Genomic DNA, 25,412 nt, shown 5'->3' with positions numbered 1-25,412 from the left:
GATGACCGAAACGTCCGTGAACTGGAGCGCCCGACGCCCCTTGATCGCGATCCTGCGCGGCATCGCGCCCGCCGAGATCGAAGCGCATGTACTGGCGTTGATCGAGGCGGGGATCGGCCTGATCGAGATCCCGACCAATTCGCCCGATTGGTTGCGCAGCGTCGAACTTGCGCTCGCCATCGCCGGCGACCGCGCGGTGATCGGCGCGGGCACCGTGTTGAACACGGCCGACGTGGACGCGTTGGCCGCGACTGGCGCGCAGCTGATGGTCACGCCGAACACCGATGCCGCGGTGATCGGCCATGCGGTGCAGCGCGGCCTGACCTGCGCCGTCGGCTTCGCCACGCCCAGCGAAGCCTTCGCCGCGCTGGCCGCGGGCGCGCAGGCGCTCAAGCTATTTCCGGCCAATCACTTCGGCCCCGCTTACGTGCGTGCGATCAAGGCGGTGTTGCCGCCGCAGGTGCCGGTGTTCGCCGTCGGCGGCGTCACGCCCGACAACCTCGCCGGTTTCCTCCACGCCGGTTGCGCCGGCGCCGGACTGGGCAGCGATCTGTACACCCCCGGTCAATCGCCCGCGGTCACCCGCGAACGCGGCGGTCTTTTCGTCGATGCCTACCAGAGCGCGCGCCCTTGAAAATCACCCGACTCAGCACCTACCGCGTCGCCCCGCGCTGGATGTTCCTCAAGATCGAGACCGACGAAGGCCTCGTGGGTTGGGGCGAACCGGTGGTGGAAGGTCGCGCGCGCACCGTCGAAGCCGCCGTCGCCGAACTCGGCGAACAGCTGATCGGCCAGGACCCCGCGCGCATCAACGACCATTGGCAGACCATGTACCGCGGCGGTTTCTACCGCGGCGGCGCGGTGTTCATGAGCGCCATCGCCGGCATCGACCAAGCCTTGTGGGACATCAAGGGCAAGGCCCTCGGCGTGCCGGTGTATCAGCTGCTCGGCGGTCTGGTGCGCGATCGCATGAAGACGTATTGCTGGGTCGGCGGCGATCGTCCGGCCGACATCATCGCGCAGATCCACGATCGCGTCGCCCTGGGTTTCGACACCTTCAAGATGAACGCCTGCGAGGAACTCGGCCTGCTCGACAGCGGCCGCGCGATCGACGCGGCGGTGGCCAAGGTCGCCGAGATCCGCGCCGTGTTCGGCAACAGCATCGAATTCGGCCTGGACTTCCACGGCCGGGTCGGCTGGCCGATGGCGAAGACCCTGATCCGCGAACTCGAACCCTACCGGCCGTTGTTCATCGAGGAACCGGTGCTGGCCGAACAGGCCGAATACTATCCGCGCCTGGCCGCGCAGACCTCCATTCCGCTCGCGGCCGGCGAGCGCATGTACTCGCGCTTTGAATTCAAGAACGTGCTGCATGCCGGCGGCCTGGCGATCGTGCAACCCGATCTGTCGCATGCCGGCGGCATCAGCGAATGCATGAAGATCGCAGCGATGGCCGAAGCCTACGATGTCGCGCTGGCGCCGCATTGCCCGTTGGGGCCGATCGCGCTGGCTGCGTGCCTGCACGTGGACTTCGCCAGCTGGAACGCGGTGCTGCAGGAGCAGAGCATCGGCATCCACTACAACGCCGATGGCGAACTGCTCGATTACATCGTCAACAAGGACGCCTTCGCGATGGAGCAAGGCTCGGTGCGTCCGTTCGTGTTGCCCGGGTTGGGATTGGAGATCGACGAAGCGCGGGTGATCGAACGCAGCCGTGAGGTGTCGGACTGGCGCAACCCGCTGTGGCGTCACGCCGACGGCAGCGTGGCGGAGTGGTGAGGGCGATGGGCGCGCCGATGCACGAGTCGATGCATGAGTCCACGCACGAAGCCGTGGCGACCCTCGCCGTCGACAGCCGCTGCCGGCTCGGCGAATGCGTGCTGTGGTGCGAACGCGAGCAGGCGCTGTGGTGGACCGACATCCATGCCGCGCGTTTGTGGCGCTATCGGCCGCAGCTCGGACAGGTCCGGCATTGGCGTTCGCCGGATCGACTGGGATCGTTCGCTTTGTGCGAATCGGGCCGGTTGCTGCTCGGACTGGCGAAAGGCCTGTACTTCGCCGACCCGCGCCAGGCCGAGCACGCCGAGGAACTGCCGGTGCAGGCGCTGGTGCCGGTCGACGCGGACCGGCCGACGCTGCGCATCAACGACGGACGCGCCGACCGCAACGGCCGTTTCGTGTTCGGCACGCTCAACGAAGATCCGCAACGCCTGCCGATCGGCCGGTTCCATCAGTATTCGCTGAGCCACGGCTTGCGCGTGCTGGACTTGCCCGGCGTGGCGATTCCCAACAGTCTGTGTTTCGACCTGGACGGGCGCGGCCTGTACTACTGCGATTCGCGCAGCGGCCGGATCATGCGCGCGGTCTACGACAGCGAAACGGCGCGGGTGGGCGAACCGCGGCTGTTCGCACGAGTGGACGCATCGGCTTCTCCGGACGGCGCGGCGGTGGATCGCGACGGCCAGGTGTGGAGCGCGCATTGGGGCGCCGGGCGCGTGGTGCGCTACGCCCGCGACGGACATATCGATCGCAGCGTGCAAGTGCCGACCTCGAACGTCAGCTGCCTGAGTTTCGCCGGCCCCGCGCTGGACCAGATCTACATCAGCACCGCGCGCGAGGAACTCGACGATGCCGAATTGAGTCTGCAGCCCGAGGCCGGCGGCCTGTTCGTCGCCTCGATGCCGGGCGTGCGCGGGCTGGCCGAAGCGAGGTTCGACGACCGATGATCGCGATCGATTGGGGCACCAGCAGCCTGCGCGCGTTCCGGCTCGATCCGCAGGGGCGGGTGATCGACTCGCGTCGCTCCGATCAGGGCGTGCTCGCGTGCGCCGGCCGTTTCAAAGCGGTGCTCGAGCAAATCACCCAAGGGTGGGACGAACGCGTCGTGGCGATGGCCGGCATGGTCGGCAGTCGCCAAGGCTGGCACGAGGTCGCGTACGTGGCGTGTCCGGCGGGGCTGGACGAAATCGCCCAGGGCATGCACCGGGTCGAATCGTCGGCTCCGGGCGATCGCGAGCTGTGGATCGCGCCGGGGCTGAGCGCGGTTCACGCCGACGGCGTCCACGATGTGATGCGCGGCGAGGAAACCCAGATCTGCGGATTGCTCGACCGCCTCGGACCCGGTTCGCATCTGGCCTGCCTGGCCGGCACCCACTGCAAGCATCTGCGTATCGACGACGGCCGCATCGGCGATTTCTCCACCGCGATGACCGGCGAACTGTTCCAGGTATTGAGCGAACACAGCATCCTCGGCCGCCTGATGCAGCCCGGGCCGCACGATGCCGACGGCTTCGCGCGAGGGCTGGATCACGCCGCGCTGGACGGCGACCTGACCGAGCATCTGTTCGCGGTGCGCACGCACGGCTTGTTCGACGTGCTGCCGGCGTCGGCGCTGCGCTCGTTCCTGTCCGGCCTGTTGATCGGCCATGAGCTGCGCCGGCTGCCGGCGTCGGCCCAGACCGTGCATCTGATCGCGCCGCCGGCCTTGCTGGAGCCGTACACGACCGCACTGACCCGGCGCGGTCACCGCGTGCAGGTACACGACGAGCAGGTGTCCGCGCGCGGCCTGTATGCGCTGGCGCGACAGCGCGGCCTGCCGATGGCGTGACGATCCATTGCGTCGCGGCCGCGGCCGTGCGCGAATCGAGTTTTTCGTGGTTCCCGTGGTTTCGCAGTCAATCACCGGCAGGCCGCATCGCCGGACCCAGGAAGAGAGGCGAATGATGCTGTCCGCATTGGATGTCGTGATCGTGTTGGGCTATCTGGCCGGCATCTTTTTGCTGGCGCAGTGGGTGTCGCGCGAGAAACACGGGCACCGCAAGAACGCGCAGGATTATTTCCTGGCCAGCAAGTCCCTGCCGTGGTGGGCGATCGGCGCGTCGCTGATCGCGGCCAACATCTCCGCCGAGCAGATCATCGGCATGTCCGGCTCGGGCTATGCGCTGGGCCTGGCGATCGCGTCCTACGAATGGATGGCCGCGCTGACCTTGCTGATCGTCGGCAAGTTCTTCCTGCCGGTGTTCCTGCGCAACAACATCTACACCATGCCGCAGTTCCTGGAGAACCGTTACGGCCGCACCATCCGCATCGTCATGGCGGTGTTCTGGCTGATCCTGTACGTGTTCGTCAATCTCACCTCGATCCTGTGGCTTGGCTCGATCGCGGTGAGCCAGGTCACCGGCATGGACCAGCTCTACGCCTTGCTGCTGCTCGGCGGTTTCGCCCTGGCGTATCAGGTCTACGGTGGGCTCAAGGCGGTGGCGCTGACCGACATCGTGCAGGTGTCGCTGCTGGTGCTCGGCGGCTTGATGATCACCGCGCTGACCTTGAACCGGATCGGCGACGGGCAGGGCGTGATCGCCGGTTTCCGGCACCTGCTGGAGGTCCAGCCCGAGCGCTTCCACATGATCCTGAGCCGCGACAATCCCTACTACAAGGACCTGCCGGGCCTGGGCGTGTTGCTCGGCGGTCTGTGGATCATGAATTTCAGCTACTGGGGCTTCAATCAGTACATCATCCAGCGCGGCCTGGCGGCCAAGGACATCGCCGAGGCGCAGAAGGGCGTGCTGTTCGCCGCGTTCCTGAAGTTGCTGGTGCCGGTAATCGTGGTGATTCCGGGCATCGCCGCGGTGGTGCTGGCGCCGGGCTTGAGCAAGCCCGATCAAGCCTATCCGACGATGATGGGGCTGCTGCCGACCGGCGTGCTCGGCCTGGTGTTCGCGGCCTTGATCGCGGCGATCATGGCGTCGCTGGCGTCCAAGATCAATTCGGTGGCGACCATCTTCACCCTGGATTTCTACGCCAAGCTGCGTCCGGACCAGGACGAGGCGAAACTGGTCCGGGTCGGCCGCGTCGCCTCGCTGATCGCGGTCGCGCTGGGCATGCTCGCGGCCAAGCCCTTGCTGGGCAGTTTCGATCAGGCCTTCCAGTACATCCAGGATTTCACCGGTTACTTCACGCCGGGCATCACCGTGATCTTCCTGCTGGGCCTGTTCTGGAAACGCGCCAACGAAGCCGGCGCGCTGGCCGCGGCGATCGGTTCGGTATTGCTGTCGATCGCGGTGCGGGTGATGTGGCCGGAGTATGCGTTCATGAATCGCGTCGGCGTGGTGTTCCTGCTCGCGCTGGTGCTGGCGGTGGTGGTCTCGCTGTTGAGCAAGACGCGGACCGGCAGCGATCTGATCCGCACCGACGACGTGAGCTATCGCACCCCGACCAGTTTCAACCTCGGCGCGCTCGTCGTGGTGGTGGTGGTGGCCGTGCTGTACGCCGTGTTCTGGTGATGTCGGCCGATCCTTTCAGGAGAAATCGCATGCGATCCACGCGCTCGAGCAAGCTGTCCACGTTCGCTGTCGTCATGGCCCTGGCATCGAGCCAGTTGCCCGCCCGGGCTTCGGAGGCAGGCGCGCTGGCGGCCACGCCGCAGATGGGCTTCAACAACTGGAACTCCACCCACTGCCGGGCCGAGTTCAACGAGACCATGATCCGCGGCATCGTCGACAAGTTCGTCGAGCTGGGCCTGAAGGACGCCGGTTACCGCTACATCAACATCGACGATTGCTGGGCGTACTGGCAGCGCGACCAGGACGGCAATCTCAAGCCCAATCCCGAACGCTTCCCCGGCGGGATCAAGGCGATCGCCGACTACGTACACAGCAAGGGGCTCAAGTTCGGTATCTACACCAGCGCCGGCACCTTCACCTGCGAGCCGAAGCAGGAGAACCGCGGCTTCCCCGGCGGCCTTGGCCACGAGGCACGCGATGCGAAGCTGTTCGCGTCCTACGGCATCGATTATCTCAAGTACGACAACTGCAACAACGAGAAATTACCGGCCAGGCCGCGCTACGCGGCGATGGGCGAAGCCCTGCGCGCGACCGGCCGGCCGATCTTCTACAGCGTGTGCGAATGGGGCGAGAACAAGCCCTGGCTGTGGGCCGGCGAGCCGGCGGTCGGCGGAAACTCGTGGCGCACCACCGGCGATATCGAGGACACCTATGCCTCGATGCTGAAGATCTTCAAGCACAACGTGGTGCTCGATCAGTACGCCAAACCGGGGCACTGGAACGATCCGGACATGCTCGAAGTCGGCAACGGCGGCATGACCGATGTCGAATACCGCAGCCATTTCAGCCTGTGGTCGATCATGGCCGCGCCGCTGCTGATCGGCACCGACCTGCGCACGATCAAGCCCGCGGCGCTGGAGATCGTGCTCAACAAGGAAGTCATCGCGATCGACCAGGACCCGCTGGGCGTGCAGGGCAAGCGCATCCGCGAGCGCGACGGCGTGCATGTGATCGTCAAGCCGCTCGCCAACGGCGATCGCGCGGTGGCGATCTTCAACGAAACCGACGGCGCGCGCGAGGCCGCGGTCGGCGTCGCCGAGCTGGGCCTGGACAAGTCAAGGCAATACATCGTGCGCGATCTGTGGAGCCGCGATCAGCAAACAGGCGAGGGCTCCTTGAAGGTCGCCCTGGCGCCGCATGCGACCGCGATCTACCGGATCAGCGCACGCTGACCGGCACGGCAGTGCAGGCGATGATGCTAGCCAGCGCCGGTTTGCGCGCGCGGCTCGCTCCGCAGTGGGGCGGGGCGCTGCTCGGCCTGGACGCCGTGGTCGACGGCCGACTGACGCCGTTGATGCGCGCCAGCCCGTTCGCGCCGTCGCCGGCCGATGCCGTTCCCGACGCTGACCGGCCCGATCCCAATCAGTTGGCCTGCTATCCGCTGCTGCCGTGGTCGAACCGCATCTCCGGCGGCGGTTTCGAGTTCGACGGCCGCCGCATCGACTTGCCGCGCAACCGCGACGACGAACCCTGGCCGATTCACGGCAGCGGCTGGCAACGCGCCTGGCGCGTCGCCTACGCCGCCGCGGACGAGGCCTTGCTGACGCTGGATGAAACCGCTTCTTCCGACTATCGCTATCGCGCGAACCTGCGTTACCGGCTGCACGAGCGCGCGTTGCAGGTGTCGCTGAGCGTCGTCAACATCGGCCTGGCGAGCCTGCCGTTCGGACTGGGGCTGCACCCGTTCTTTCCGCGCGACACCGACACCCGCCTGCGCGCGCCGGCGGATCGGGTCTGGTTCAACGATGGCCACACGCCGCTGCCGACCGAGCTGACTGAGATTCCCGAACGCTGGCGATTCGACGACGCGCGAGTCCTGCCCGCCGATTGCGTCGATCACGGTTTCGTCGGTTGGTCGGGCCGGGCAAGTATCCGCTGGCCGCGGCGTCGGCTGGGTGTGGACATCGACAGCGATGTCGACCGCTTCGTGCTGTACACGCCGGTGGGCGCGGATTTTTTCTGCTTCGAGCCGGTGGATCACGCGATCGACGCGGTCCATCTGCCCGGCGGCGCGCTCGCGCACGGCATGACCGCGTTGGCGCCGGGCGCGCGACTGCAGCGGCGTTTTCGTTTCAGTGTCGTCGAGTGCTAGCCGGATCAGGAATGCGCAACCCCGCTTGAACTCCCTCTCCCGCAAGGCGGGAGAGGGCCGGGGTGAGGGCCTGAGCGCCAAAGGCGCGAATGCTGTTGCGTGACCTCGAACAGCCAGTGGCACGCTTACCTCAACCCGTATCCCGATCCAAACGAAGCGCGCTCGTGCGTCCCTGAGCACACGAGCCGTTGACTGACAAACGGCGCCCGCTCAACACGCGAAAGAACGGCTTGAAAACGATCCGCCCCTCACTTTGCCTCGAACACATACGCAACCGCCTGAAAATCGCCACGCAAACTCACCGGCACGCCATGCGCCATCCAATACGCGCCGCTGGCTTCAGCCGGCGCCGATTCGGGCCGCTCGCCGCCGCCCACGCGCGCAATGCGATAGCGTTTGCCCGGATCGAGTCCGTGCAGACGGATCGCCGGCTCCGGCAGCGCCTTGGTTGAGCTGTGCAGGAACGCAAACAGCACCGCCTGGCGTTGATCCGGCGAAACCGACAATGTGGCCGAACGACGCCCGCCATCCCACGGCGACAACAACCGGTACAGATCGCCTTGCTGTACGGTGCGGCGGATGCCCTTGTAGGCCTCGACCATGCGCTTGGCCGTGGCGAAATCGCCGTCCTTCCAATGATTGAGGTTGGCGCCGATGCCCAGGCCGCCCTGCATCGACGACAGGAAGCGATAGTCGAGCGAGGTTTCGCGCTTGTTGACCCAGTTCGGCGAGTCGGTCACCCACGCCATCATCACCGCCGGCGCGTAGGCATGGCTGAAACCGTCCTGCATGCTCAGCCGGTCGTAGGGATCGGTATTGTCCGACGGCCACACCTGATCGGTGAACGCCATGATCCCCATGTCGACGCGACCGCCGCCGCCGGAGCACGATTCGATCTCCAACCGCGGGTGCTTGCGGCGCAGTTCGGCCAGGATCCAGTACAGGTTGCGCACGTACTCGACGTACAGCTTGGGCTGGTCTTCCGGCGCCATCTGCGACCAGCCCGGCTCGGACCAGTTGCGGTTGTAGTCCCACTTCAGGAACTGGATGTCGTTGCGGGTGACCAACTCGTCGAGCACCTTGAACAGGTGATCGCGCACATCGCGCCGGGCGAGATTGAGCACCAGCTGATTGCGCGCCGGCGTCAGCGGACGACCGGGAAACTGGATCGCCCAGTCCGGATGCGCGCGGTACAGATCGCTGTCGGGGTTGACCATTTCCGGTTCGACCCACAGCCCGAACTCCATGCCCAGCCCATGCACCTTGTCGATCAGCGGCTTGAGCCCGTTGGGGAATTTGCTTGGATTGACGGTCCAATCGCCCAGACCGGCCTTGTCGCTGTTGCGCGCGCCGAACCAGCCGTCGTCCATGACGAAACGCTCCACGCCGATGCGCGCGGCTTTCTCGGCCAAGGCCATCTGGCCGGCTTCGTCGACCGCGAACTCGGTGGCTTCCCAACTGTTGTAGAGCACCGGACGCAGCCGCGGCTTGCCGTTGCCGGGCAGGATGCGTTCGCGCTGGAAACGATGCATCAGGCGCGAGGCGCCGCCCATGCCGCGTTCGGAATAGCCGGCGTAGAACACCGGCGTATCCAGGGTTTCGCCGGGTGCGAGTCGATAGGCGAAATCGTAGGGGTTGTAGCCGCCGACCACGCGCACCGCGCCGAGCTGATCCTTGTCGATGCTGATCCGCCACGATCCCGACCACGCCAGCGCGCCGAACCACACCGGCCCGCTTTCTTCGGTGGACACGCCGTCGCGGCCGATCGCGAACCACGGCGTGTTCTGCTGACCGGTGGAGCCGCGCCGGCTCTCCAGCACGGTCGCGCCTTCGGTGACCGGGCGCTGTTGCAAGGTCCATTCGCCGGCCCAGCGGCCGGTAAGGTGATGCAGGCGGTAGTCGCTCTCGGGCGCGAGGGTGTAGGAGGCCGACGCAGCCTGATCGATGCGCACCGGCGCGCTGCCCTGATTCTCGATCGAGGCCGAACGCCCGACCACGCCGGTGTCCGCGTCGATGGTATAGCGCAGGCTGACCTGCAGCGGCGCGGCGATGTCCTGCATGCGGATGACGAGGGCATCGCCGTCGATGCGATGCGAGACATAGCGCAACACGGTGTCGCGGTTGCCGTCGGCATACGCGACCTTGAGCGCGACCTCGCTGTAGATGCCGCCGCCCTGAGCCGGGAATTCCTGCGGCGTGACCGAGGCGGATAGATCGAAACTGGCGTGGCCGGGCAAGGCCTTGACCGGGCCGAGCGGGTCGCCGGCGGCGAGCCGTCCGCCCCAGTGCACGGCCTGCAACTGGCCGGCGTCGTTGATGCCGAAGGCGTAGGTGACCTGGCCACCGTCGAGGCGAAAGACCCGGGTTTGCGCGTCGAAACCGACCGACGCCCACGCCGGATCGGACAACGAGCACAACGCGATGAACGCCGCGCCGCCCGCGGCGCGAAGCAGGAACGAATGCATGCAGACCCCTCCGTCTGATCGTTGTCGTATTTATCATACAAATATAACGATGTCGACCGGGCCGCGGCGACCGCGCATGCCACGCTTGCGCCGCCGATCGCGCGAGCGGCGGTGTGGAAGCGAGAGAGGCGAGTCGGCGAGATGGGCCGCAACCCGCGCATCCGCGCATCTGCCGGCATCGGGCCGCGTGCTATCGTGTCGGCGAACAAGGCCTGGGTGCTTGCCGGAACGGTTCGGCGTCGCGAATATCGTACCCACCCCCCATCGAGCATTTCGGAAGATGCCTCCTATCGAGTCCGCCGGACGATCGCAGTTGAGCGGCCGCATGACGCTGACGGAACAGCTGCTCGATGCATTGGGCAGGGAAATCGTGCTGGGGCGTTTCGCCGAAAGCGGCTTTCCCACCGAGGCGGAAATTTCCGAGGCCTACTCGACCAGCCGCGGCGTCACCCGCGAAGCGATCAAGATGCTCACCTCCAAGGGCATGCTGTCGGCGCGTCCGCGCAGCGGCATCGTGGTCCAGCCCGAGCGCAGCTGGAGCCTGCTCGACGCCGACGTGCTGCGCTGGATGCTCGAGCGCAAGTTCTCCTACAAGTTGCTGCAGTCGTTCACCGAGATGCGGCTGGGCATCGAGCCCACCGCCGCGGCCCTGGCCGCGCGCCGCGCCGACGCCAAGGCCATCGAGGGCATCGAGCGCGGCCTGGAGCGCATGATCGCCGCCGAGCGCGGCGAGGACGATCATCTGACCTCCGATGTCGCCTTCCACGTCGCCATCCTCGATGCCACCGGCAACCCGTTCTACGTGCAATTGCACGAACTGGTGAACACCGCGCTGCGCATCTCGATCCAGTTGACCAATCGCATCAAGGGCCACACCGCGAGCATTCCCGCGCACCGGCGCGTGCTCGATGCGATCAAGGCCGGCGACTCGGCGGCCGCGCATGCGTCGATGTCGAGCATCATCAACGACGTGTTGGTGCTGATCGCCGATGCGCAGGCGCGCGAAGCCGCCCCGGGCAAGCCGCGCAAGTCGGCGGCCAAGGCGCCGGCGCGATCCGGCAAGTGAGTTCGCCGCGTTGCGCGGCCGAGCGCTGAGACGCGCCGCCGCGCCGCAGTTCGATCGAGCCGTCATCGCGGTGTATTCCGGCGTGCTTGGTCGATAGCGGCGGCGCGCCGGCAGCCCGGACCGAAACGGCAACACACCTGCGCCGGCATTCATTCGGCATCCGCCGTGTTCCGGGGCTTTTCAGCGCCGGACGGCGGCGCCGTGCATGGGTGACAGCGGTCACGGCAATCGGCATAGTGGCGGCGCGAGCTGGGAGCGCTCGCACGGTAAGCCGGCCGCGTCATGGGCCGGCGAAGACATGGCTCACGTCAGCCGATACTTTCGACAAGGAAGCAACAATGAATCGTGCCATCTCCCGCAAGCCCACCGCGGCTTTCGTCGGCGCTTCGTGGACCGCGCTCATGCTGGGCGCGCTGGCCTATCTGATCGGCCTGTGGAACGCACAGATGCTGCTCAACGAGAAGGGCTACTACCTGACCTTGCTGCTGTACGGCCTGTTCGCGGCCGTGTCGGTGCAGAAGGCGGTGCGCGACCGAATGGAAGGCATCCCGGTCACCAACATCTACTACGGCCTGGCCTGGACGTCGGTGATCAGCGCCCTGGTGCTGCTGTGCATCGGCCTGTGGAACGCCGGTATCAGCCTGAGCGAGAAAGGCTTCTACGGCATGGCCTATGCGTTGAGCCTGTTCGCGGCGATCGCGGTGCAGAAGAACACCCGCGACAGCGGCACGGCCGACGAGTACGAGTAAGCCGCGGCGGCCAGCCTGCGCCGCGATCCGGAGGGATCGCGGTGTCGCGGCGGCGCACGCCTGTCCGGCGCGCGTAAGGCAACGCGGAAGACAAACCGTTATGCGGCCGCCAACGGCGCGCCGCGCGATTGCGCGTCCAGTTCCGCCGGCCACCGCGGCCTGGGCGCCAGGCGCAGGGCGAGGTAGCGCATCAGGCCAAGCGGCAGCAGCAACCAGAACATCGGCAGCATGAACGCAAGGCTGGCGAGCCATTCGATGACGTGCATGCGCTGGCGATAGGCGGCGCCTTCCGCGCTCGGGTCGATGAAAGGCATGAAGAAGAAAAAGCTGCGACGGAAATTGACGTCGTCCAGCCGCGGCGTCTGCGCAGGCAGGTTCGCCGGGCCGTGCTCCATATACGCACGGCAGTAATCCCACAGGCGCCTCATGTCGGCTTCGTCGATCGTCTGGCCGCCCAGTTGGATGCGGTCGACCACTTCCAGCGTGCCTGGCTTGCAGTGACTGAGAAACAGCGCATAACGCACGCTCTTGCCGGCCTGGCGGGTGATTTCGGCGTGGGTGTCGGCCCAGTCGAACACCTTGATGCTGTGCGGCCAGCGCACGAAGGGATTGGCCTTCCAGGCGTATTCGTAAGCGTAGATCTTGCCGCGGGCGCGATTGAAGCGCACCGGCGTGTCGGAAGGCACGGTGATGTCGAGGCGAACGCAGAACACCGCAAGCGCGACCAGACCGAGCGAAGCGATCGACAGCGCGATGTCCCACACGGTCCATGCGTTCCACGAGCCGGGAAACAGGCCATACGTAAAAAAGGACAGGGCAAAACAACCGCCCAGAATCCCTACACCTCTGACCAGGGTTTCGGTGCGAGAGAGTTCCAGATAATTCGCGTCGATGTGCCTGAGATTGCCGTTGGCCGAGAGCGCGTCGCGCGGCGGTGCGTCACCGCGCGGTTGATCCTCGTACCAATATTCCACCGGCGGCAGCAGCCGTCCCTGATGTCGCGCCATCGCCGATCGATCCTTGTCCACCCCGAATGGCGTGCAGTATTCGGGTCGGCCGCGATCGCCGCAAGGAGCGCGGGTTCGTGCGGGTTCGCTATTACTTCTGGCAATCCGACGAATCGGTCGCGTCCAGACGCGCGAACGGCTGGAACGCCGGCAGACTGGCGGCGAGGGCCTGTTGTGTGCTGTGCAGCTCGACGACATGCATGCACATGGCCTGGGCCTTCTTCTCCAGCTCCGCGGTCTGGGCGTCGACGTCCTTGCCGACCTGATCGGGATCACCGCCCTTGAACGCGGCTTCGATCGCGCCGCTGACGGCCTTGCCGGCCAACTGTGCGCCGGCCTTGCCCATCGCCGCGCCTTCGGTACCGATCGCCGTCGCATGGGTGTAGTAGCTCTTGCTCAGCGCCTGCTGCGGGGCGGTCAGGGCGACCGCGCGGCCGTCGATGCTGAGCGCGCCATCGGCGGCGATCTGCGCCACCTTGTTGCCGTTGCGCAATTGCACGCGCTGGTCGTCGATCTTGAGAAAGCCCAGCGGCGAGCCTTTCACGTCGGCCGGCGCGGTCGGCGCCGGCGAACAACCGGTGGCGAGCGCCACGGCGAGCAGGCCCGGCAACAGCAGCGACATCGAAGCGTTCATGGCCTTCATGGCGGAATTCCGAGAGGTGGTGCGGAGGAAGAAAGCGCGCGGCACGACACCGCGCGCAAAGTCATGTCGATGTCTTTACTTGTCCACGTCGACGCGGCCGCTCACGCCGTGGTGGTTGACCGAGCCGCTGCCGACCTTGCGCACGGTCAGATCGCCGCGCACGTCGTCGACGACCAGATCGCCCGAACCCAGACGGTCGAGCTCGACCGAGCCGCCGACCTGGCCCAGTTCGACATCGCCCGAACCGATCGAACCGAGCTTGGCGTCGCCGCCGATGTGCTTGGCCTTGAGATCGCCCGATCCGACCGAGATCACCTGCAGCGAGCCGATGCGTTCGAGCTCGACATCGCCCGAACCGATGTCGGCGGTGGCGACGCCGCGCACGTTGCGCGCTTCGACATCGCCCGAGCCCAGGTCGATGCTCAGCCCGGCCACGTTGTCGATCTTGGCGTCGCCCGAACCGAGCTTGAGCTGGACCATGATGCTGTCGGGCACGCTGGCCTGCAGCTTCATGTAGCGATAGCCGTTGAAACCGAAGTTGATGCCGTAACGGTGTTCGGCGCGGACCACCAGTTTGTCGCCGACGCGTTGCTGGGTCAGGGTCATGCCGGCCAGGTCGGAGGCGTCCGAAGCGCAAGCCCGGCCGGTCACCGCGGCGCGGGCGCCGGGCGCGCCGGTGACGCTCAGATCGTCCGAGCCGATTTCGAACACCACCGCTTTGACGCCGGCCAGATCCAGTTGCAGGTTGCGCGGCTGCGAATGTTCGCAGCGTTCACCGGCCTGGGCGGCGAGCGGCAGCACGGCCGCGGCGAGCAGAAGAGTGGCCGGCAGAAGAAGGGCGTGTCGCATCGTGTGCTCCGAATGAGAGGGTCGAGGTCTTGATGCGGGCCGGACGGCGATGGTTGCAATCTGCGACCCGCCGCTCGTGCGAGAGCGGCGGGTGGACGATGCGGATCAGCCTTCGTCGCGCCAGCGGCGCAGGCGGATCGCGCCGTAGACCATCGCCGCGCCGATCGCCGCGCCGACCCACAGGTCGATGGTGGTGAGGGCGTGCAGGTTGGTGGTGAAGTCGATCGACGACTGGGTCAGCGCCTGCGGCCCGTCGACGGCGGCGCGCTGGGCGTCGCTGGCGATCTGCGGACTCAGCATCCAGCTGCCGGGGACCACGCTCAGCAGGCCGCGGTAACCGACGATGTAGGCCAGTCGCAGCGCCGGGAACCCGGTGTCGGGGGCGATGATCGCCAGGAACACGTTGACCAGGCCGATGAACACGCAGGCCAGCAGCGGAATCACCACCGCCCAGATGAACGGCACGCTGCGCGCCCAGGCCGAACACAACATCAGCCAGCCGACGGTCGGCAGCGCCCACAGTGCGTACACCGGCAGCGACAGCAGGACCTGCGCGACCACCCGCAGCGGATGCGCCTGCACGAAGATCGCCGAGGCGCCGTCGACGCCGTTGGCCACCGCCGTCAACCAGGCCAGCACCCACAGCACCAGTCCGACCAGCAGACCGATCGCGGCGGCCAGCACCGGCGCCAGCACCAGCGCCCACAACAGCTTGGACAGCACCGCCTGGGTGTCGGAAATCGGCAGCGATTTCCAGAACAGGATGCTGCGGTCCTTGCGTTCGTCGTAGATCGAGCCCAGGGCGTAGAAGAACACCACGAACACGAACACCATGAACACCATCGCCAGGCCGCCGCTCAGGGCGAGGTCGCCGATCTGGCCGGCCGAGTCGGCCTTGCTGGAGAAGTCCAGGTTGACGCCGTGGGCGTCGCCCTTGCCGAGGTAGTAGTGGAACGCCGCGGACAGGCCGATCGCGGTGATGAGCGCCAGCACGATCGCGATCGCGCCGGCAATCAGCGGGCCCCATACGAAGCCGCCGCGGTGCTCCCAGTATTCGCGCCGGAGCAGCATCTTGAAGGTCTGCATCGGCGTGATCGTGGTCATCGGGCGCGCCGCGGGAGGCGCCTGGAGGTCGTCGTGGGTGGCATTCATGCGTAGGTCCCCTTCATGGTGGCGACGAACAGGTCGGCCAGGCCCGGCGTGCGGGTTTCGCCCAGTCCGCTGAGTTGCGCGGCCGGCACGCCGTCGAACAGCATCACGGTCTTGCCGAAGGGCAGGGCGCGTTCGTCGAGCGGGCCGAGGATCTTCGCGTGGTCGGCCTTGTCGCGATCGACCAGCACTTCGACGAAGCGGTCGCTGAGCTGTTCCATCGGGCAATCGAGCACGATCTTGCCGTCGCGGATGAACATCACGTCGGTGAGGATGTGTTCGATCTCCTCGACCTGGTGGGTGGTGATGATGATGGTCTTGTTCTCGTCGAAGTAGTCTTCCAGCAGGCGCTGGTAGAACTGCTTGCGGTACAGGATGTCCAGGCCCAGGGTCGGTTCGTCGAGCACCAGCAGGCGCGCGTCGATCGCCATCACCAGCGCCAGGTGCAGTTGCACGATCATGCCCTTGGACATTTCGCGAACGCGCAGGTCCGGCTTGAGCTGGGTGCCGTGCAGGAAGCGCTCGCACTTGGCGCGGTCGAAGCGCGGATGCACGCCGGCGACGAAGTCGATCGCCTCGCGCACCCGCAGCCAGCGCGGCAGCACCGCGACGTCGGCGATGAAGCACACGTCGCGCATCAGTTCGTCGCGCTGGGTGCGCGGATCGCGGCCGAGCACCGACAGTTCGCCGTCGAACGCGATCAGCCCCAGCACCGCCTTGAGCGCGGTGGTCTTGCCGGCGCCGTTGGGGCCGATCAGGCCGACGATGCGGCCGGCCGGGATGTCGAAGCTGGTGTCGTCGAGCGCGAGCTTGTTGCGATACACCTTGCGCAGGCCGCGCGCGGTAATGATGTGGCCCGGATCGATGTGGATGGCATTGGTCATGGTGCGTCCGCCTTGTCGTTACCGTTGCCGTTGCTCGCGCCGCCGCCGAGCAGTTCCTCGGTGCGCAGGCCCAATCGCGCGATGCGCTCCAGGACCAGCGGCCATTCCTCTCGCAGGAAGCGTTCGCGCTCGTTCAAGAGCAGTTTCCTTGTGGCTTCTTCGGTCACGTACATGCCCAGTCCTCGGCGTTTTTCGACCAACGCCTCGTCGGCCAACTCCTGGTAGGCGCGCGAGACAGTGATGGGATTGAGTTGATATTCCGCGGCGACCTGCCGCACGGAGGGCAGGGCATCGCCGGGCTTGAGCACGCCGTCGAGCATCATCGCGACGACGCGTTCCTTGAGCTGGCGATAGATCGGAGCGCCGTCGCTCCATTGGATTGCGGTCATGGGTTCAGCCCCGCGACAAGAAGGAGAAATAAGGCATCACGAGATTCCGTCGGTTGCTACGCGCGGCGGTCCCGGCCTTGCGCTTGGTTTCGTTGCTTGCCGGCTCCGCGGCAGAGGTGGGTTCCAGGGTGTTGGCCATCGCGCTCAGGTCGGCGACTTCGCTGGCCAGGCCGCCGGCGAAGGCGGCGATCCCGGCCGCGCTGGTGCTGCTTTCGAGTTGCTGGGCGCGCGCCTCGATGCGGCGGGCGACCTGGGCGACGTCGCTGGAGCGCGCCTTGGCGCGTTCGACGAAGGCACGGTCGAAGCCGATCTGGGCCTTGACCACGCCCAGGTCGAGTTCCAGCGGGCGGGTGGCCGGGGCGTCGGCGGCGAGTACGGCCATGCCGGCCGGGGAGCCCAGCGCCGGATTCGGCACCGGCATCATCACCACCAGGCCCAGCACCAGGGCGCCGCCGGCGGCCATCAGGGCGGATATCGAGTTGTGGAGCTTGCGGTTCATCTTGAACGTCCTGCTCGTTAGTGGGCCGGTGTTGTATGCAACTATAACACCAGCTCACGCCATGTCAATCGCTCTTGACCCAACTGAAGTCATACTTGGCTCCCGCTGTCCCTCCGCCCCCTCCGAGCCCGCCCGATGACCTTCCCGTCGCTTTCCCGCCCGCGCCCGGCCCGTATCGCCGGCCTGTCCGTCCTGGTGTGCCTGGTCCTGACCGCCGGCACCGCCGCCGCGGCCGGCGGCGCCTTGCTCGATCGCAGCTTCCGTCCGCTGGCCGGCAAGGTGCCGGTCGACCTGGCCAAGGCCTACGGCGGCGACGTGGTGCTGGTGGTCAACACCGCCAGCAAGTGCGGCTTCACCCCGCAGTTCGAGGCCCTGGAAGGCCTGCAGTCCAAGTACAAGGCGAAGGGGTTCGCCGTGCTCGGTTTCCCGTCGGGCGATTTCCGCGCCCAGGAATTCGAGGACGAAAAGCAGATCCAGGAGTTCTGCACCCTGACCTACGGGGTCAAGTTCCCGATGTTCGAGAAGGTGCACGTGATCGGCGATCAGGCCACGCCGCTGTACAAGGACCTGGCCAAGGCCGCCGGCGAGGCGCCGAAGTGGAATTTCCACAAGTACCTGATCGGCCGCGACGGCAAGTTGATCGCGAGCTACGGCAGCAAGGTCACCCCGGACGATCCCAGCATCGTCGCGGCGATCGAGCGCGCGCTCGGCGCGCCGCGCGCGAAGGGCGGAGCGGCTTCGGCGTCGACTTCGGCGGCGGCGAAGAAGTCGCCCTGAGCATCGTGGATTCGCGCTCGCGCGCCGGCACGAGCACGTGCAGGCGCGCGAATCTGCGCACGCGGTCGGGTTTTCGCGACGCCCGCGCCTTTCGTCGCCAGGAACTTAGCGGCTTGTCCGCCGTCACACTGGAACATTGCCGGCATCGCGCCGGCCCGCGACAATGCCGGGCTGGCGCCCGGGCGCGGCGTATCGATCCATCGCTCCGGGTTCGCCCCTGGAACATTCAGAGATTTGCAACTTAAGGAGCTCTACCCCGATGAAGGCTTTCGTGCGCGGCGCAGCCGTGTTGATCACTACTGCAGCGCTCGTGAGCGGCGCCGCCTCTGCCCAGGACAAGTCCGTGCTCGCCAACGATCGTGAAAAAATCAGCTACGCCATCGGCCTGGACGTGGCGTCTTCGCTCAAGCCGGTCGGCCCGGACCTGGACACCGCCGCGTTCGAACGCGCGGTCAAGAACGTCTTCGACGGCGGCAAGCCGCTGATCACCCAGGACGAAGCGCGCACCGTCGACACCGCCCTGCGCGCGCGCATCGCCGCGCGCGACGGCAAGCCGGCCGCGGGCGCCGCGCCGGGCTCGCAGCCGCCGGCGGTGGACAAGGGCAAGGTCGGCCTGCTGATCGGCACCTTCATGGTCGGCCCGGCCCTGCAGCAGATCAAATCCGAAATCGAAGTGCCGGTGCTGGTGCAGGCCGTGCGCACCTCGCTGGGCGGCGGCAAGCCGCTGCTGGCCGAGGGCGAGGCGCGCACCTTGCTGACCAATTTCAGCGAGCGCATGCAGGCCAAGGCCAAGACCGAAGCGGCCGCGGCCGGCGAGAAGAACCTCAAGGACGGCAAGGCGTTCCTGGAGGAGAACAAGAAGGTCAAGGGCGTGTTCGTGACCGGCTCGGGCCTGCAGTACATGATCCTGCGTCAGGGCTCGGGCGAGCGCCCGAAGCCGACCGACAAGGTCAGCGTGAACTACAAGGGCACCTTGCTCGACGGCAAGACCTTCGACAGCTCCTACGATCGCGGCCAGCCGGCCGAATTCCCGGTCAACGGCGTGATCCAGGGCTGGCAGGAAGGCCTGGCGATGATGCCGGTCGGCAGCAAGTTCAAGTTCTGGATTCCGTCCGAACTGGCCTACGGCCCCAACGGCGCGCCGCCGAGCATCGGTCCGAATGCGACCTTGACCTTCGAAGTCGAGTTGCTCGACATCCTGTAATCCCCCCGCTGCGCGGGTCGCGGCCGGGAGCGGCGGCGGACGCGCGCAGACGCGTAGCGTTCAGTTGCCGGCCGGCAACGTGTGCAGCCGGCGCGGTTTCCCACCTTCGAGTTATTCAGTCTTTCAGGAGTGCAGTTTGATGAAGCCTTTCATGCGTAACACCGCCCTCGCGTTCGCGGTCGCCTCGATGGCGCTGTTCGCGTCGGGTTGCGACAAGGCCGGCAAGCCGGCCGGCGACAAGGCGGCCGAAGCCAAGCCCGGCGAGAAAACCGCCGACGGCAAGAGCGAGGTCAAGGTGCTCGGCGGCATGAAGACCGAGAAGGAACAAGACAGCTACCTGATCGGCATGGACATGGGCCGTTCGCTGGAACTGCTCAAGGACGATCTGGACCTGGCCGTGCTGCAGAAGGCCATGCAGGCCAACATCAAGGGCGACAAGGCCCTGCTGACCGACGAGGAAGCCCAGCAGATCCGTCAGCGCCTGCAGGAAAAGGTCCGCACCAAGCAGATGGAAAAGATGGTCGCGCTGGCCAAGTCCAACCTGGCCGACGGTGAGAAGTTCCTCGCCACCAACGGCAAGAAGCCGGGCGTGGTGACCACCGCGTCGGGCCTGCAGTACCAGATCCTCACCGAAGGCAAGGGCGTCAAGCCCAAGGTCAGCGACACCGTGCGCGTGCACTACAAGGGCACCTTGCTCGACGGCAAGACCTTTGACAGCTCCTACGATCGCAACGAACCGGCGGTGTTCCCGCTCGGCGCGGTGGTCCCGGGCTGGCAGGAAGGCATCGCGCTGATGCCGGTCGGCAGCAAGTTCAAGCTGTGGATCCCGAGCAAGCTCGGCTACGGCGAGCAGGGCACCCCGGGCGGCCCGATCGGCCCGAACGCGACCTTGGTGTTCGACGTGGAACTGCTCGACATCGTCAAGGGCGACGCCGGCGGTCCGGGCGCTCCGGGCGGCGGCGCCGAGTCGGCCGCGATGGGCGACGGCCACAAGCACTGAGGCAATGAAGCGGGACTAAGCCAAGGGAACTGATGGGAACGGGGAGTGGACGGTTCACGCGCTTGCGCGCGGGATCGTTCCATTCCCTGTTCCCTGTTTCGTTTCTGCCGTAGATTTCCGCTGTCTGTTCAAATCAGAAAGAGAACCAACGCATGCGCGTCACCATCTTCGGCACCGGTTATGTCGGCCTCGTCACCGGGACCTGCCTGGCCGATGTCGGCCACGACGTGGTCTGCGTCGACATCGACGCGGCCAAGGTCGAGGGCCTCACGCGCGGCGTGATCCCGATCTACGAGCCCGGCCTGGAGCCGATGGTCAAGGCGAACCATGCCGCCGGCCGTCTGCACTTCACCACCGACGCGGCCGCCGCGATCGCTCACGCCGACCTGATCTTCATCGCGGTCGGCACGCCGCCCGACGAAGACGGCAGCGCCGATCTCAAGTACGTGCTGGCGGTGGCCTCGACCATCGGCCGGCATATCGAACGCCCGGTCGTGGTCGTGAACAAGTCGACCGTGCCGGTCGGCACCGCCGACAAGGTCGAGGCGACCATCGCCCGCGAACTGGCCACACGCGGCGTCGATGTCGCCTTCGATGTCGCCTCCAACCCCGAATTCCTCAAGGAAGGCGATGCGGTCGCCGACTGCATGCGGCCCGACCGCATCGTGATCGGCGCGGCCAATCCGCTCGCGGTGGAAAAACTCAAGCGCCTGTACGCGCCGTTCAACCGCAATCACGAGCGCATCGTGGTCATGGACCTGCGCTCGGCCGAACTGACCAAGTACGCCGCCAACGCGATGCTGGCGACCAAGATCAGTTTCATGAACGAAATCGCCAACATCGCCGAGAAAGTCGGCGCCGATATCGAGATGGTGCGCCAGGGCATCGGCTCGGACCCGCGCATCGGCTGGCATTTCATCTACCCCGGCGCCGGTTACGGCGGCTCGTGTTTTCCCAAGGACGTGCAGGCGCTGGCGCGCACCGCGCAGCAGCACGGCTACGACGCGCACCTGCTCGACGCGGTGGAAACGGTCAACGACAACCAGAAGGGCCATTTGTTCGAATTGATCCAGCGCCACTACGGCGGGCCGATCGCGGGCAAGACCTTCGCGGTGTGGGGGTTGGCGTTCAAGCCCAACACCGACGACATGCGCGAAGCCTCCAGCCGTACCCTGCTGGCCCAGTTGTGGCAGGCCGGCGCGCGCGTGCGCGCCTACGATCCGGAAGCCAACGAGGAAGCGCATCGCATCTTCGGCGAGCGCGAGGACCTGGTCCTGTGCGACTCGGCCCGCGCCGCGCTCGCCGACGCCGACGCGCTGGTGGTGGTGACCGAGTGGAAGCAGTTCCGCAGCCCGGATTTCGCCCGCGTTCGCCAGGCCCTGGCCGACGGCGTGATCTTCGACGGACGCAACCTGTACCATCCCGACGAAGTCGAAGCGGCGGACCTGGCCTATTACGGCATCGGCCGCGGTCGCTCGATCCTGATCGACGGCGCGTGAGCCGTCTTCGCCGCCGATGGATGCAATGCCCGTGACGTCCGAACTTGAACAGCGTCTGGTCGACCTGGAAACGCGCGTCGCGTTCCAGGAGCATGCGCTGGGCGAACTGAGCGATGCGCTCGCCGCCGCGCGCAGCGAGGAAGCACGCAATACCTTGCTGCTGTTCCGTGCGCTGGAAGAGATCAAACACCTGCGCGCCGCGATGGCCGCCAGCCCGTTGACCGGCGATGTCGGCAGCGAACCACCTCCGCCGCACTACTGAACACCGAGCAATGAGCGACACACTTCGCGATCAACTGTTGGGCCTGGGCTTCAAGCCCGCGCCCAAGCCCGAGCGCAACGAGCGCAAGGGCGACGACCGCCGTGGCGGCGGCCCTGACCGGCCCGACGCCCGCGGCAATCACAAACCCGGCGCCGCGCGCGCCGACGGCAAGCCGGGGCAGCGTCACGACGGCGCGCGCACTGGTGCGCCGCGTCAGGACGCGCGCAAGCCCGGCGAGCAGCGTTCGGGCAAACCGCCCGGCGCGCGGCCCGACGGTGCGCGAGGCGATCAGGCGCGACCGGCGTCCAGGCCCGGCGAAGGCCGCAGGCCCGACAACCGCGGTCCGCGTCCGGGAGCGCAAGGCAACAAGCCGCGCACGCGCGAGGACATCGATCTGGCCAAGGCGTACGCGATCCGCGCCCAGCGCGAGAAAGACGAGCGCATCGCCGCCGAGCAGGCCAAGCAGGAAGAGGCGCGTTTGCGTCGCGAAGCGCGCGCCAAGCTCACCGAACTGGTCAAGGACCAGGGCCTGAATCAGGCCGATGCCGAAATTGCCCGGCATTTCCCCTATGGCGGCAAGATCAAGCGGGTCTACGTCAACGCCGAGCAACTCAAGCAGCTCAACGCCGGCGAACTGGGCGTGCTGCAGCTCGAAGGCCGCTACGTGCTGGTGACGGCGGCGTTGCTGGCGCAGGCCGAAGAGATTTTCCCGCAGGCGGTGGCGTTGAAGGTCGACCCGAACGCGCCGGCCGAGGACGATCCGTACGCCGATCCGCAGTATCAGGTGCCGGACGATCTGGTCTGGTGAGTCGGGCGGGGGAGGCGGTTGTTTTGTTGTGGCCGTAAACGCAACAGCAACAGCAACAGCAAATCCCCCGCGCTGAGGTTCGATCCGATAAGGGGGCTGCGCTGGGCGCCGCCCCCTCTACAAAGTGGGCGCCGGATATGCACGGCGCTGCTGATTTTCAAAAAAAGCCGAAAGCTAAAAGCTGAAAGGCGATGGCTAAGGGCCAAAAAAGCGAAATAGGGAAGGGCGAGAGGCGAAGGGCGGGAGACGAAAGGCGAAAGGGTCAACGGCCGACAATCACTAAGCCCTCGATGTTCCGTCGCTCACAGACCCGAAGCCGCCGCCACCCATTGCCCACTTTGTAAAGGGGGCAAGCGCCTTGCGTATTCGCCCGAAGCCGATGTGCCAGCGGCGCGGGGGATTTGCTCCACCCCGCGAACCAACGAAGAAGCCTAAGCGCCAACCGCCCGCGACCGCGACACAACCGCGACGTCCGCCGCCACATCTCCCTGCGCCGGCCCAATAATCCGATCGATCATCGCTGCGATCGCCTGCGCAGTCTCCAGCGGACGCTCCATCGGAAACAGATGGCTGCCCTCGATCCACGCCCAGCGCGAACCGACCAGGCGCCGGGTCGCGGCCGTGCCGGCATTGCGCAGTTCGCGCGAATGCGTGCCGGCGATGAAACCGACCGGAACCCGCAGCTTCGGGGTCAACCCGCTCAGTGAGGTGGTCGGCAGGCTGCGATAGATCTGGTATTCGATCTCGCGCTCGAACGCGAGTTCGCGCGCGCCATCGTCGGCGCGGCGGGTGCCGTGCTCGACGTAGGCGTCGAGCACGCGCGAATCCCAGCACGCGAACGCCGGCTTGGCCAGGAAGTGGCTGCGCACCGCGTCGGTGTCGGGCCAGTGCTTGCGCCGTTGCAAGGTCGCGCGCGTGGGCATCACCAGATTGTCCAGGCCGGTGCGGCGGCCGAGCGAGACCAGACGCGCGCGCCAGCCGGCGATCAGCGGCGAATCGAGCATGACCACGCCGGCCAGGCGCGAGGCCAGCGCCGAGCCCGACAGCCGGTGCGCGGCCAGCAGGCTCAGGTACCCGCCCAGGGAATGCCCGACCAGCCAGATCCGCCGCGCGTCGCCGCTGGCCGCTTCGACCCGCGCCGCCAGTTCCTCGACCAAGTGCGGCCAGTCGAGACTGACCGGGTAACGCGGGTCGTGGCCGATGCGCGCCGGCCGCTCGATCCGGAACCGCGACGCGAGCGCGTCCAGCATCACCCCGTACACGGGCGCCGGAAAGCCGTTGGCGTGGGAGAACAGCAGCAGATCGTGCATGCGGACGAGGGGCCGCAAGCGGCGGCTGGCGATGGGGTGGTCGAACCATACCATTGCGTACAGTTCTGCGGTAGGCGTTTGCGGGCGCTGGGTATCGCGGATAAACGCCTTCGCTGCAAGCGCGCAATCGGCCTTGCGATGCCCGATGCAGCAAGTGACGCCGCGATCGGTTGCCCCGCGGTCGCAGCTTGCGCAGCTCCTACAGTCGGACTTCGTGAGCCCGGTCGCCCCTTGTAGGAGCGGCGCAAGCCGCGACCGCGAACCATCCACCACGACGCGGGCCCGTCGGACCCGCGTCGCTCTCACATCAACACATGCCTCAAGCCGCTTCGCGAGCCCGGTCGCCCCTTGTAGGAGCGGCGCGAGCCGCGACCGCGAACCGCACGCGACGACGCGAGCCCATCGGACCCGCGTCGCGCTCGAATCAACAAAAGCCTCAAGCCGCTTCGCGAGCCCGGTCGCCCCTTGTAGGAGCGGCGCGAGCCGCGACCGCGAACCGCACGCGACGACGCGAGCCCATCGGACCCGCGTCGCGCTCGAATCAACAAAAGCCTCAAGCCGCTTCGCGATACCGCGGCGCCGGCTGCGACTGGCTGAAATGCGGAAGCAGCGCCTGCCGCGAGGTTTCCAGCGTGGTCCACAGCGCCGCGTCGTGCAGCGGCGGAATCGTCACCGTCTCGCGCCGGTCGTAACCGGCCAGGGCGGCGTCGACCAGATCGCCGACTTCCATGACCCCGGGAATCTGTTCCACGTCGCGGCCCGAACGCTCCCAGATCTCGGTGCGCGTGGCCGCCGGCAACACTGCCTGCACGTACACGCCCTTGGGTCCGAGTTCGATCTGCAGCGCCTGGCTCAGGTACTGCATGAAGGCCTTGGTCGCGCCGTACACGCTCATGCCGAATTCCGGCGCGAGCCCGACCACGGACGCGAGGTTCACGATCGCGCCGCGGCCGGCGGCGGCCAGGCGCGGCGCGATCGCCGCCGCCAGACGGGCCGGCGCGGTGACGTTGAGCGCGATCAGTTGCGCGACCTGGTCGGGCGACTGGGCCAGGAAGTTGCCGGGCAGGGTGGCGCCGGCGTTGTTGATCAGCACGCCGATGCTCGGGTCGTCGCGCAGCACGGCCTCGACCCGCGCCAACTGGACCGGGTCGGCGAGGTCGGCCTGCAGCACCTCGGCCTTGACGCCGTAATCGGCGCGCAGGCGCTGGGCGAGGGCGTCGAGGCGGGCCAGGTCGCGCGCCACCAGGATCAGATCGTGGCCGCGGCGGGCGAAGCGGTCGGCGTAGACGGCGCCGATGCCGGTGGAAGCGCCGGTAATGAGGACGGACGGAAGCGGGGTAGTCACGGTGAACCTCGTTGGGTGTGGGGTGGGTTTATTAATGATGGACATCATGTTTAATTTATCATGATGATCGTCA

At 67.0% G+C, this 25,412-nt stretch carries 25 protein-coding genes; 15 read left to right on the top strand and 10 right to left on the bottom strand.

The genetic code is table 11. The features are described 5' to 3' along the window. The first annotated feature begins 1 nt into the window (after position 1). The 7 genes from KME82_RS13645 (at position 2) to KME82_RS13615 (ending at position 7,434) form a co-directional block, all read left to right on the top strand. Positions 2-634, top strand: a complete 633-nt coding sequence (locus tag KME82_RS13645) for a 2-dehydro-3-deoxy-6-phosphogalactonate aldolase (protein ID WP_215494535.1) — start codon at positions 2-4, stop codon at positions 632-634. Further along, entirely contained in the window at positions 631-1,779 is a 1,149-nt protein-coding gene (gene dgoD, locus KME82_RS13640; RefSeq protein ID WP_215494534.1) for a galactonate dehydratase, read from the top strand. The genes KME82_RS13645 and dgoD overlap by 4 nt, the downstream gene beginning before the upstream one ends. A gap of 29 nt (positions 1,780-1,808) precedes the next feature. Beyond that, positions 1,809-2,726, top strand: coding sequence for an SMP-30/gluconolactonase/LRE family protein (locus tag KME82_RS13635; RefSeq protein WP_215494533.1), 918 nt, complete (start codon positions 1,809-1,811; stop codon positions 2,724-2,726). Continuing rightward, on the top strand, positions 2,723-3,607 hold the full coding sequence (locus KME82_RS13630) for a 2-dehydro-3-deoxygalactonokinase (protein WP_215494532.1): 885 nt from the start codon (positions 2,723-2,725) through the stop codon (positions 3,605-3,607). The genes KME82_RS13635 and KME82_RS13630 overlap by 4 nt, the downstream gene beginning before the upstream one ends. 112 nt (positions 3,608-3,719) lie before the next feature. Next, positions 3,720-5,282: a sodium:solute symporter family transporter gene (locus KME82_RS13625; RefSeq protein WP_215494531.1), complete on the top strand. Its 1,563-nt coding sequence runs from the start codon at positions 3,720-3,722 to the stop codon at positions 5,280-5,282. 29 nt (positions 5,283-5,311) lie between these two features. Next, positions 5,312-6,514 carry a glycoside hydrolase family 27 protein gene (locus KME82_RS13620; protein ID WP_215494530.1) on the top strand — a complete coding sequence of 401 codons (1,203 nt, stop codon included), beginning with the start codon at positions 5,312-5,314 and terminating at the stop codon, positions 6,512-6,514. Between the two features lie 20 nt (positions 6,515-6,534). Continuing rightward, positions 6,535-7,434 carry an aldose 1-epimerase gene (locus KME82_RS13615; RefSeq protein WP_215494529.1) on the top strand — a complete coding sequence of 300 codons (900 nt, stop codon included), beginning with the start codon at positions 6,535-6,537 and terminating at the stop codon, positions 7,432-7,434. A 248-nt stretch (positions 7,435-7,682) separates the two neighbouring features. Here the strand turns inward: KME82_RS13615 and KME82_RS13610 are convergent, their stop codons facing one another. After that, the gene (locus tag KME82_RS13610) at positions 7,683-9,899 is read right to left on the bottom strand and encodes an alpha-galactosidase (RefSeq protein WP_215494528.1); all 2,217 of its coding nucleotides are present in this window, start codon (positions 9,897-9,899) and stop codon (positions 7,683-7,685) included. A 325-nt stretch (positions 9,900-10,224) separates the two neighbouring features. On the opposite strand from KME82_RS13610, the gene KME82_RS13605 reads away from it, so the two are divergent. Both KME82_RS13605 and yiaA read left to right on the top strand, forming a co-directional pair. Next, on the top strand, positions 10,225-10,965 hold the full coding sequence (locus tag KME82_RS13605; protein WP_252255308.1) for a FadR/GntR family transcriptional regulator: 741 nt from the start codon (positions 10,225-10,227) through the stop codon (positions 10,963-10,965). A 338-nt stretch (positions 10,966-11,303) separates the two neighbouring features. Then, positions 11,304-11,714: an inner membrane protein YiaA gene (gene yiaA / locus KME82_RS13600; protein WP_215494526.1), complete on the top strand. Its 411-nt coding sequence runs from the start codon at positions 11,304-11,306 to the stop codon at positions 11,712-11,714. Positions 11,715-11,812: 98 nt separating this feature from the next. On the opposite strand, the gene KME82_RS13595 is transcribed toward yiaA, so the two are convergent. From KME82_RS13595 to KME82_RS13565, 7 genes are all read right to left on the bottom strand, one after another. Continuing rightward, positions 11,813-12,721 (bottom strand): DUF6708 domain-containing protein, encoded by a 909-nt coding sequence (locus KME82_RS13595; RefSeq protein WP_215494525.1) that lies wholly within the window; start codon positions 12,719-12,721, stop codon positions 11,813-11,815. 91 nt (positions 12,722-12,812) lie between these two features. Next, positions 12,813-13,364, bottom strand: a complete 552-nt coding sequence (locus tag KME82_RS13590; protein WP_215494524.1) for a YggN family protein — start codon at positions 13,362-13,364, stop codon at positions 12,813-12,815. A 75-nt stretch (positions 13,365-13,439) separates the two neighbouring features. After that, the gene (locus KME82_RS13585; RefSeq protein WP_215494523.1) at positions 13,440-14,213 is read right to left on the bottom strand and encodes a DUF4097 family beta strand repeat-containing protein; all 774 of its coding nucleotides are present in this window, start codon (positions 14,211-14,213) and stop codon (positions 13,440-13,442) included. Positions 14,214-14,318: 105 nt separating this feature from the next. Beyond that, positions 14,319-15,365 (bottom strand): ABC transporter permease, encoded by a 1,047-nt coding sequence (locus KME82_RS13580; protein ID WP_252255306.1) that lies wholly within the window; start codon positions 15,363-15,365, stop codon positions 14,319-14,321. Continuing rightward, positions 15,362-16,246, bottom strand: a complete 885-nt coding sequence (locus KME82_RS13575; protein ID WP_036104174.1) for an ABC transporter ATP-binding protein — start codon at positions 16,244-16,246, stop codon at positions 15,362-15,364. The genes KME82_RS13580 and KME82_RS13575 overlap by 4 nt, the downstream gene beginning before the upstream one ends. Beyond that, positions 16,243-16,635 carry a GntR family transcriptional regulator gene (locus tag KME82_RS13570; protein ID WP_215494522.1) on the bottom strand — a complete coding sequence of 131 codons (393 nt, stop codon included), beginning with the start codon at positions 16,633-16,635 and terminating at the stop codon, positions 16,243-16,245. The genes KME82_RS13575 and KME82_RS13570 overlap by 4 nt, the downstream gene beginning before the upstream one ends. A gap of 4 nt (positions 16,636-16,639) precedes the next feature. After that, on the bottom strand, positions 16,640-17,134 hold the full coding sequence (locus KME82_RS13565) for a hypothetical protein (RefSeq protein ID WP_215494521.1): 495 nt from the start codon (positions 17,132-17,134) through the stop codon (positions 16,640-16,642). A 135-nt stretch (positions 17,135-17,269) separates the two neighbouring features. Here KME82_RS13565 and KME82_RS13560 point away from each other — a divergent pair, with 135 nt between their 5' ends. The 6 genes from KME82_RS13560 (at position 17,270) to KME82_RS13535 (ending at position 22,684) form a co-directional block, all read left to right on the top strand. After that, positions 17,270-17,911 (top strand): glutathione peroxidase, encoded by a 642-nt coding sequence (locus KME82_RS13560; protein ID WP_215494520.1) that lies wholly within the window; start codon positions 17,270-17,272, stop codon positions 17,909-17,911. A 259-nt stretch (positions 17,912-18,170) separates the two neighbouring features. Continuing rightward, positions 18,171-19,115: an FKBP-type peptidyl-prolyl cis-trans isomerase gene (locus KME82_RS13555; RefSeq protein WP_215494519.1), complete on the top strand. Its 945-nt coding sequence runs from the start codon at positions 18,171-18,173 to the stop codon at positions 19,113-19,115. A gap of 151 nt (positions 19,116-19,266) precedes the next feature. Next, positions 19,267-20,115: an FKBP-type peptidyl-prolyl cis-trans isomerase gene (locus tag KME82_RS13550; RefSeq protein ID WP_215494518.1), complete on the top strand. Its 849-nt coding sequence runs from the start codon at positions 19,267-19,269 to the stop codon at positions 20,113-20,115. A 152-nt stretch (positions 20,116-20,267) separates the two neighbouring features. Then, positions 20,268-21,614, top strand: coding sequence for a UDP-glucose dehydrogenase family protein (locus KME82_RS13545; RefSeq protein WP_215494517.1), 1,347 nt, complete (start codon positions 20,268-20,270; stop codon positions 21,612-21,614). Between the two features lie 25 nt (positions 21,615-21,639). After that, entirely contained in the window at positions 21,640-21,876 is a 237-nt protein-coding gene (locus KME82_RS13540; RefSeq protein ID WP_215494516.1) for a SlyX family protein, read from the top strand. A gap of 10 nt (positions 21,877-21,886) precedes the next feature. Next, positions 21,887-22,684: a DUF2058 family protein gene (locus KME82_RS13535; RefSeq protein ID WP_215494515.1), complete on the top strand. Its 798-nt coding sequence runs from the start codon at positions 21,887-21,889 to the stop codon at positions 22,682-22,684. Positions 22,685-23,115: 431 nt separating this feature from the next. Here the strand turns inward: KME82_RS13535 and KME82_RS13530 are convergent, their stop codons facing one another. Beyond that, positions 23,116-23,994: an alpha/beta fold hydrolase gene (locus tag KME82_RS13530; RefSeq protein ID WP_215494514.1), complete on the bottom strand. Its 879-nt coding sequence runs from the start codon at positions 23,992-23,994 to the stop codon at positions 23,116-23,118. Between the two features lie 553 nt (positions 23,995-24,547). Beyond that, positions 24,548-25,339, bottom strand: coding sequence for an SDR family NAD(P)-dependent oxidoreductase (locus KME82_RS13525; RefSeq protein ID WP_252255304.1), 792 nt, complete (start codon positions 25,337-25,339; stop codon positions 24,548-24,550). Between the last annotated feature and the right edge of the window lie 73 nt (positions 25,340-25,412).

The organism is Lysobacter capsici, assembly GCF_018732085.1.
Taxonomy (GTDB): domain Bacteria; phylum Pseudomonadota; class Gammaproteobacteria; order Xanthomonadales; family Xanthomonadaceae; genus Lysobacter; species Lysobacter capsici_A.
The sequence above is the reverse complement of the archived record's forward strand: the minus strand, read 5'-3'. Positions and strand labels throughout refer to the sequence as shown.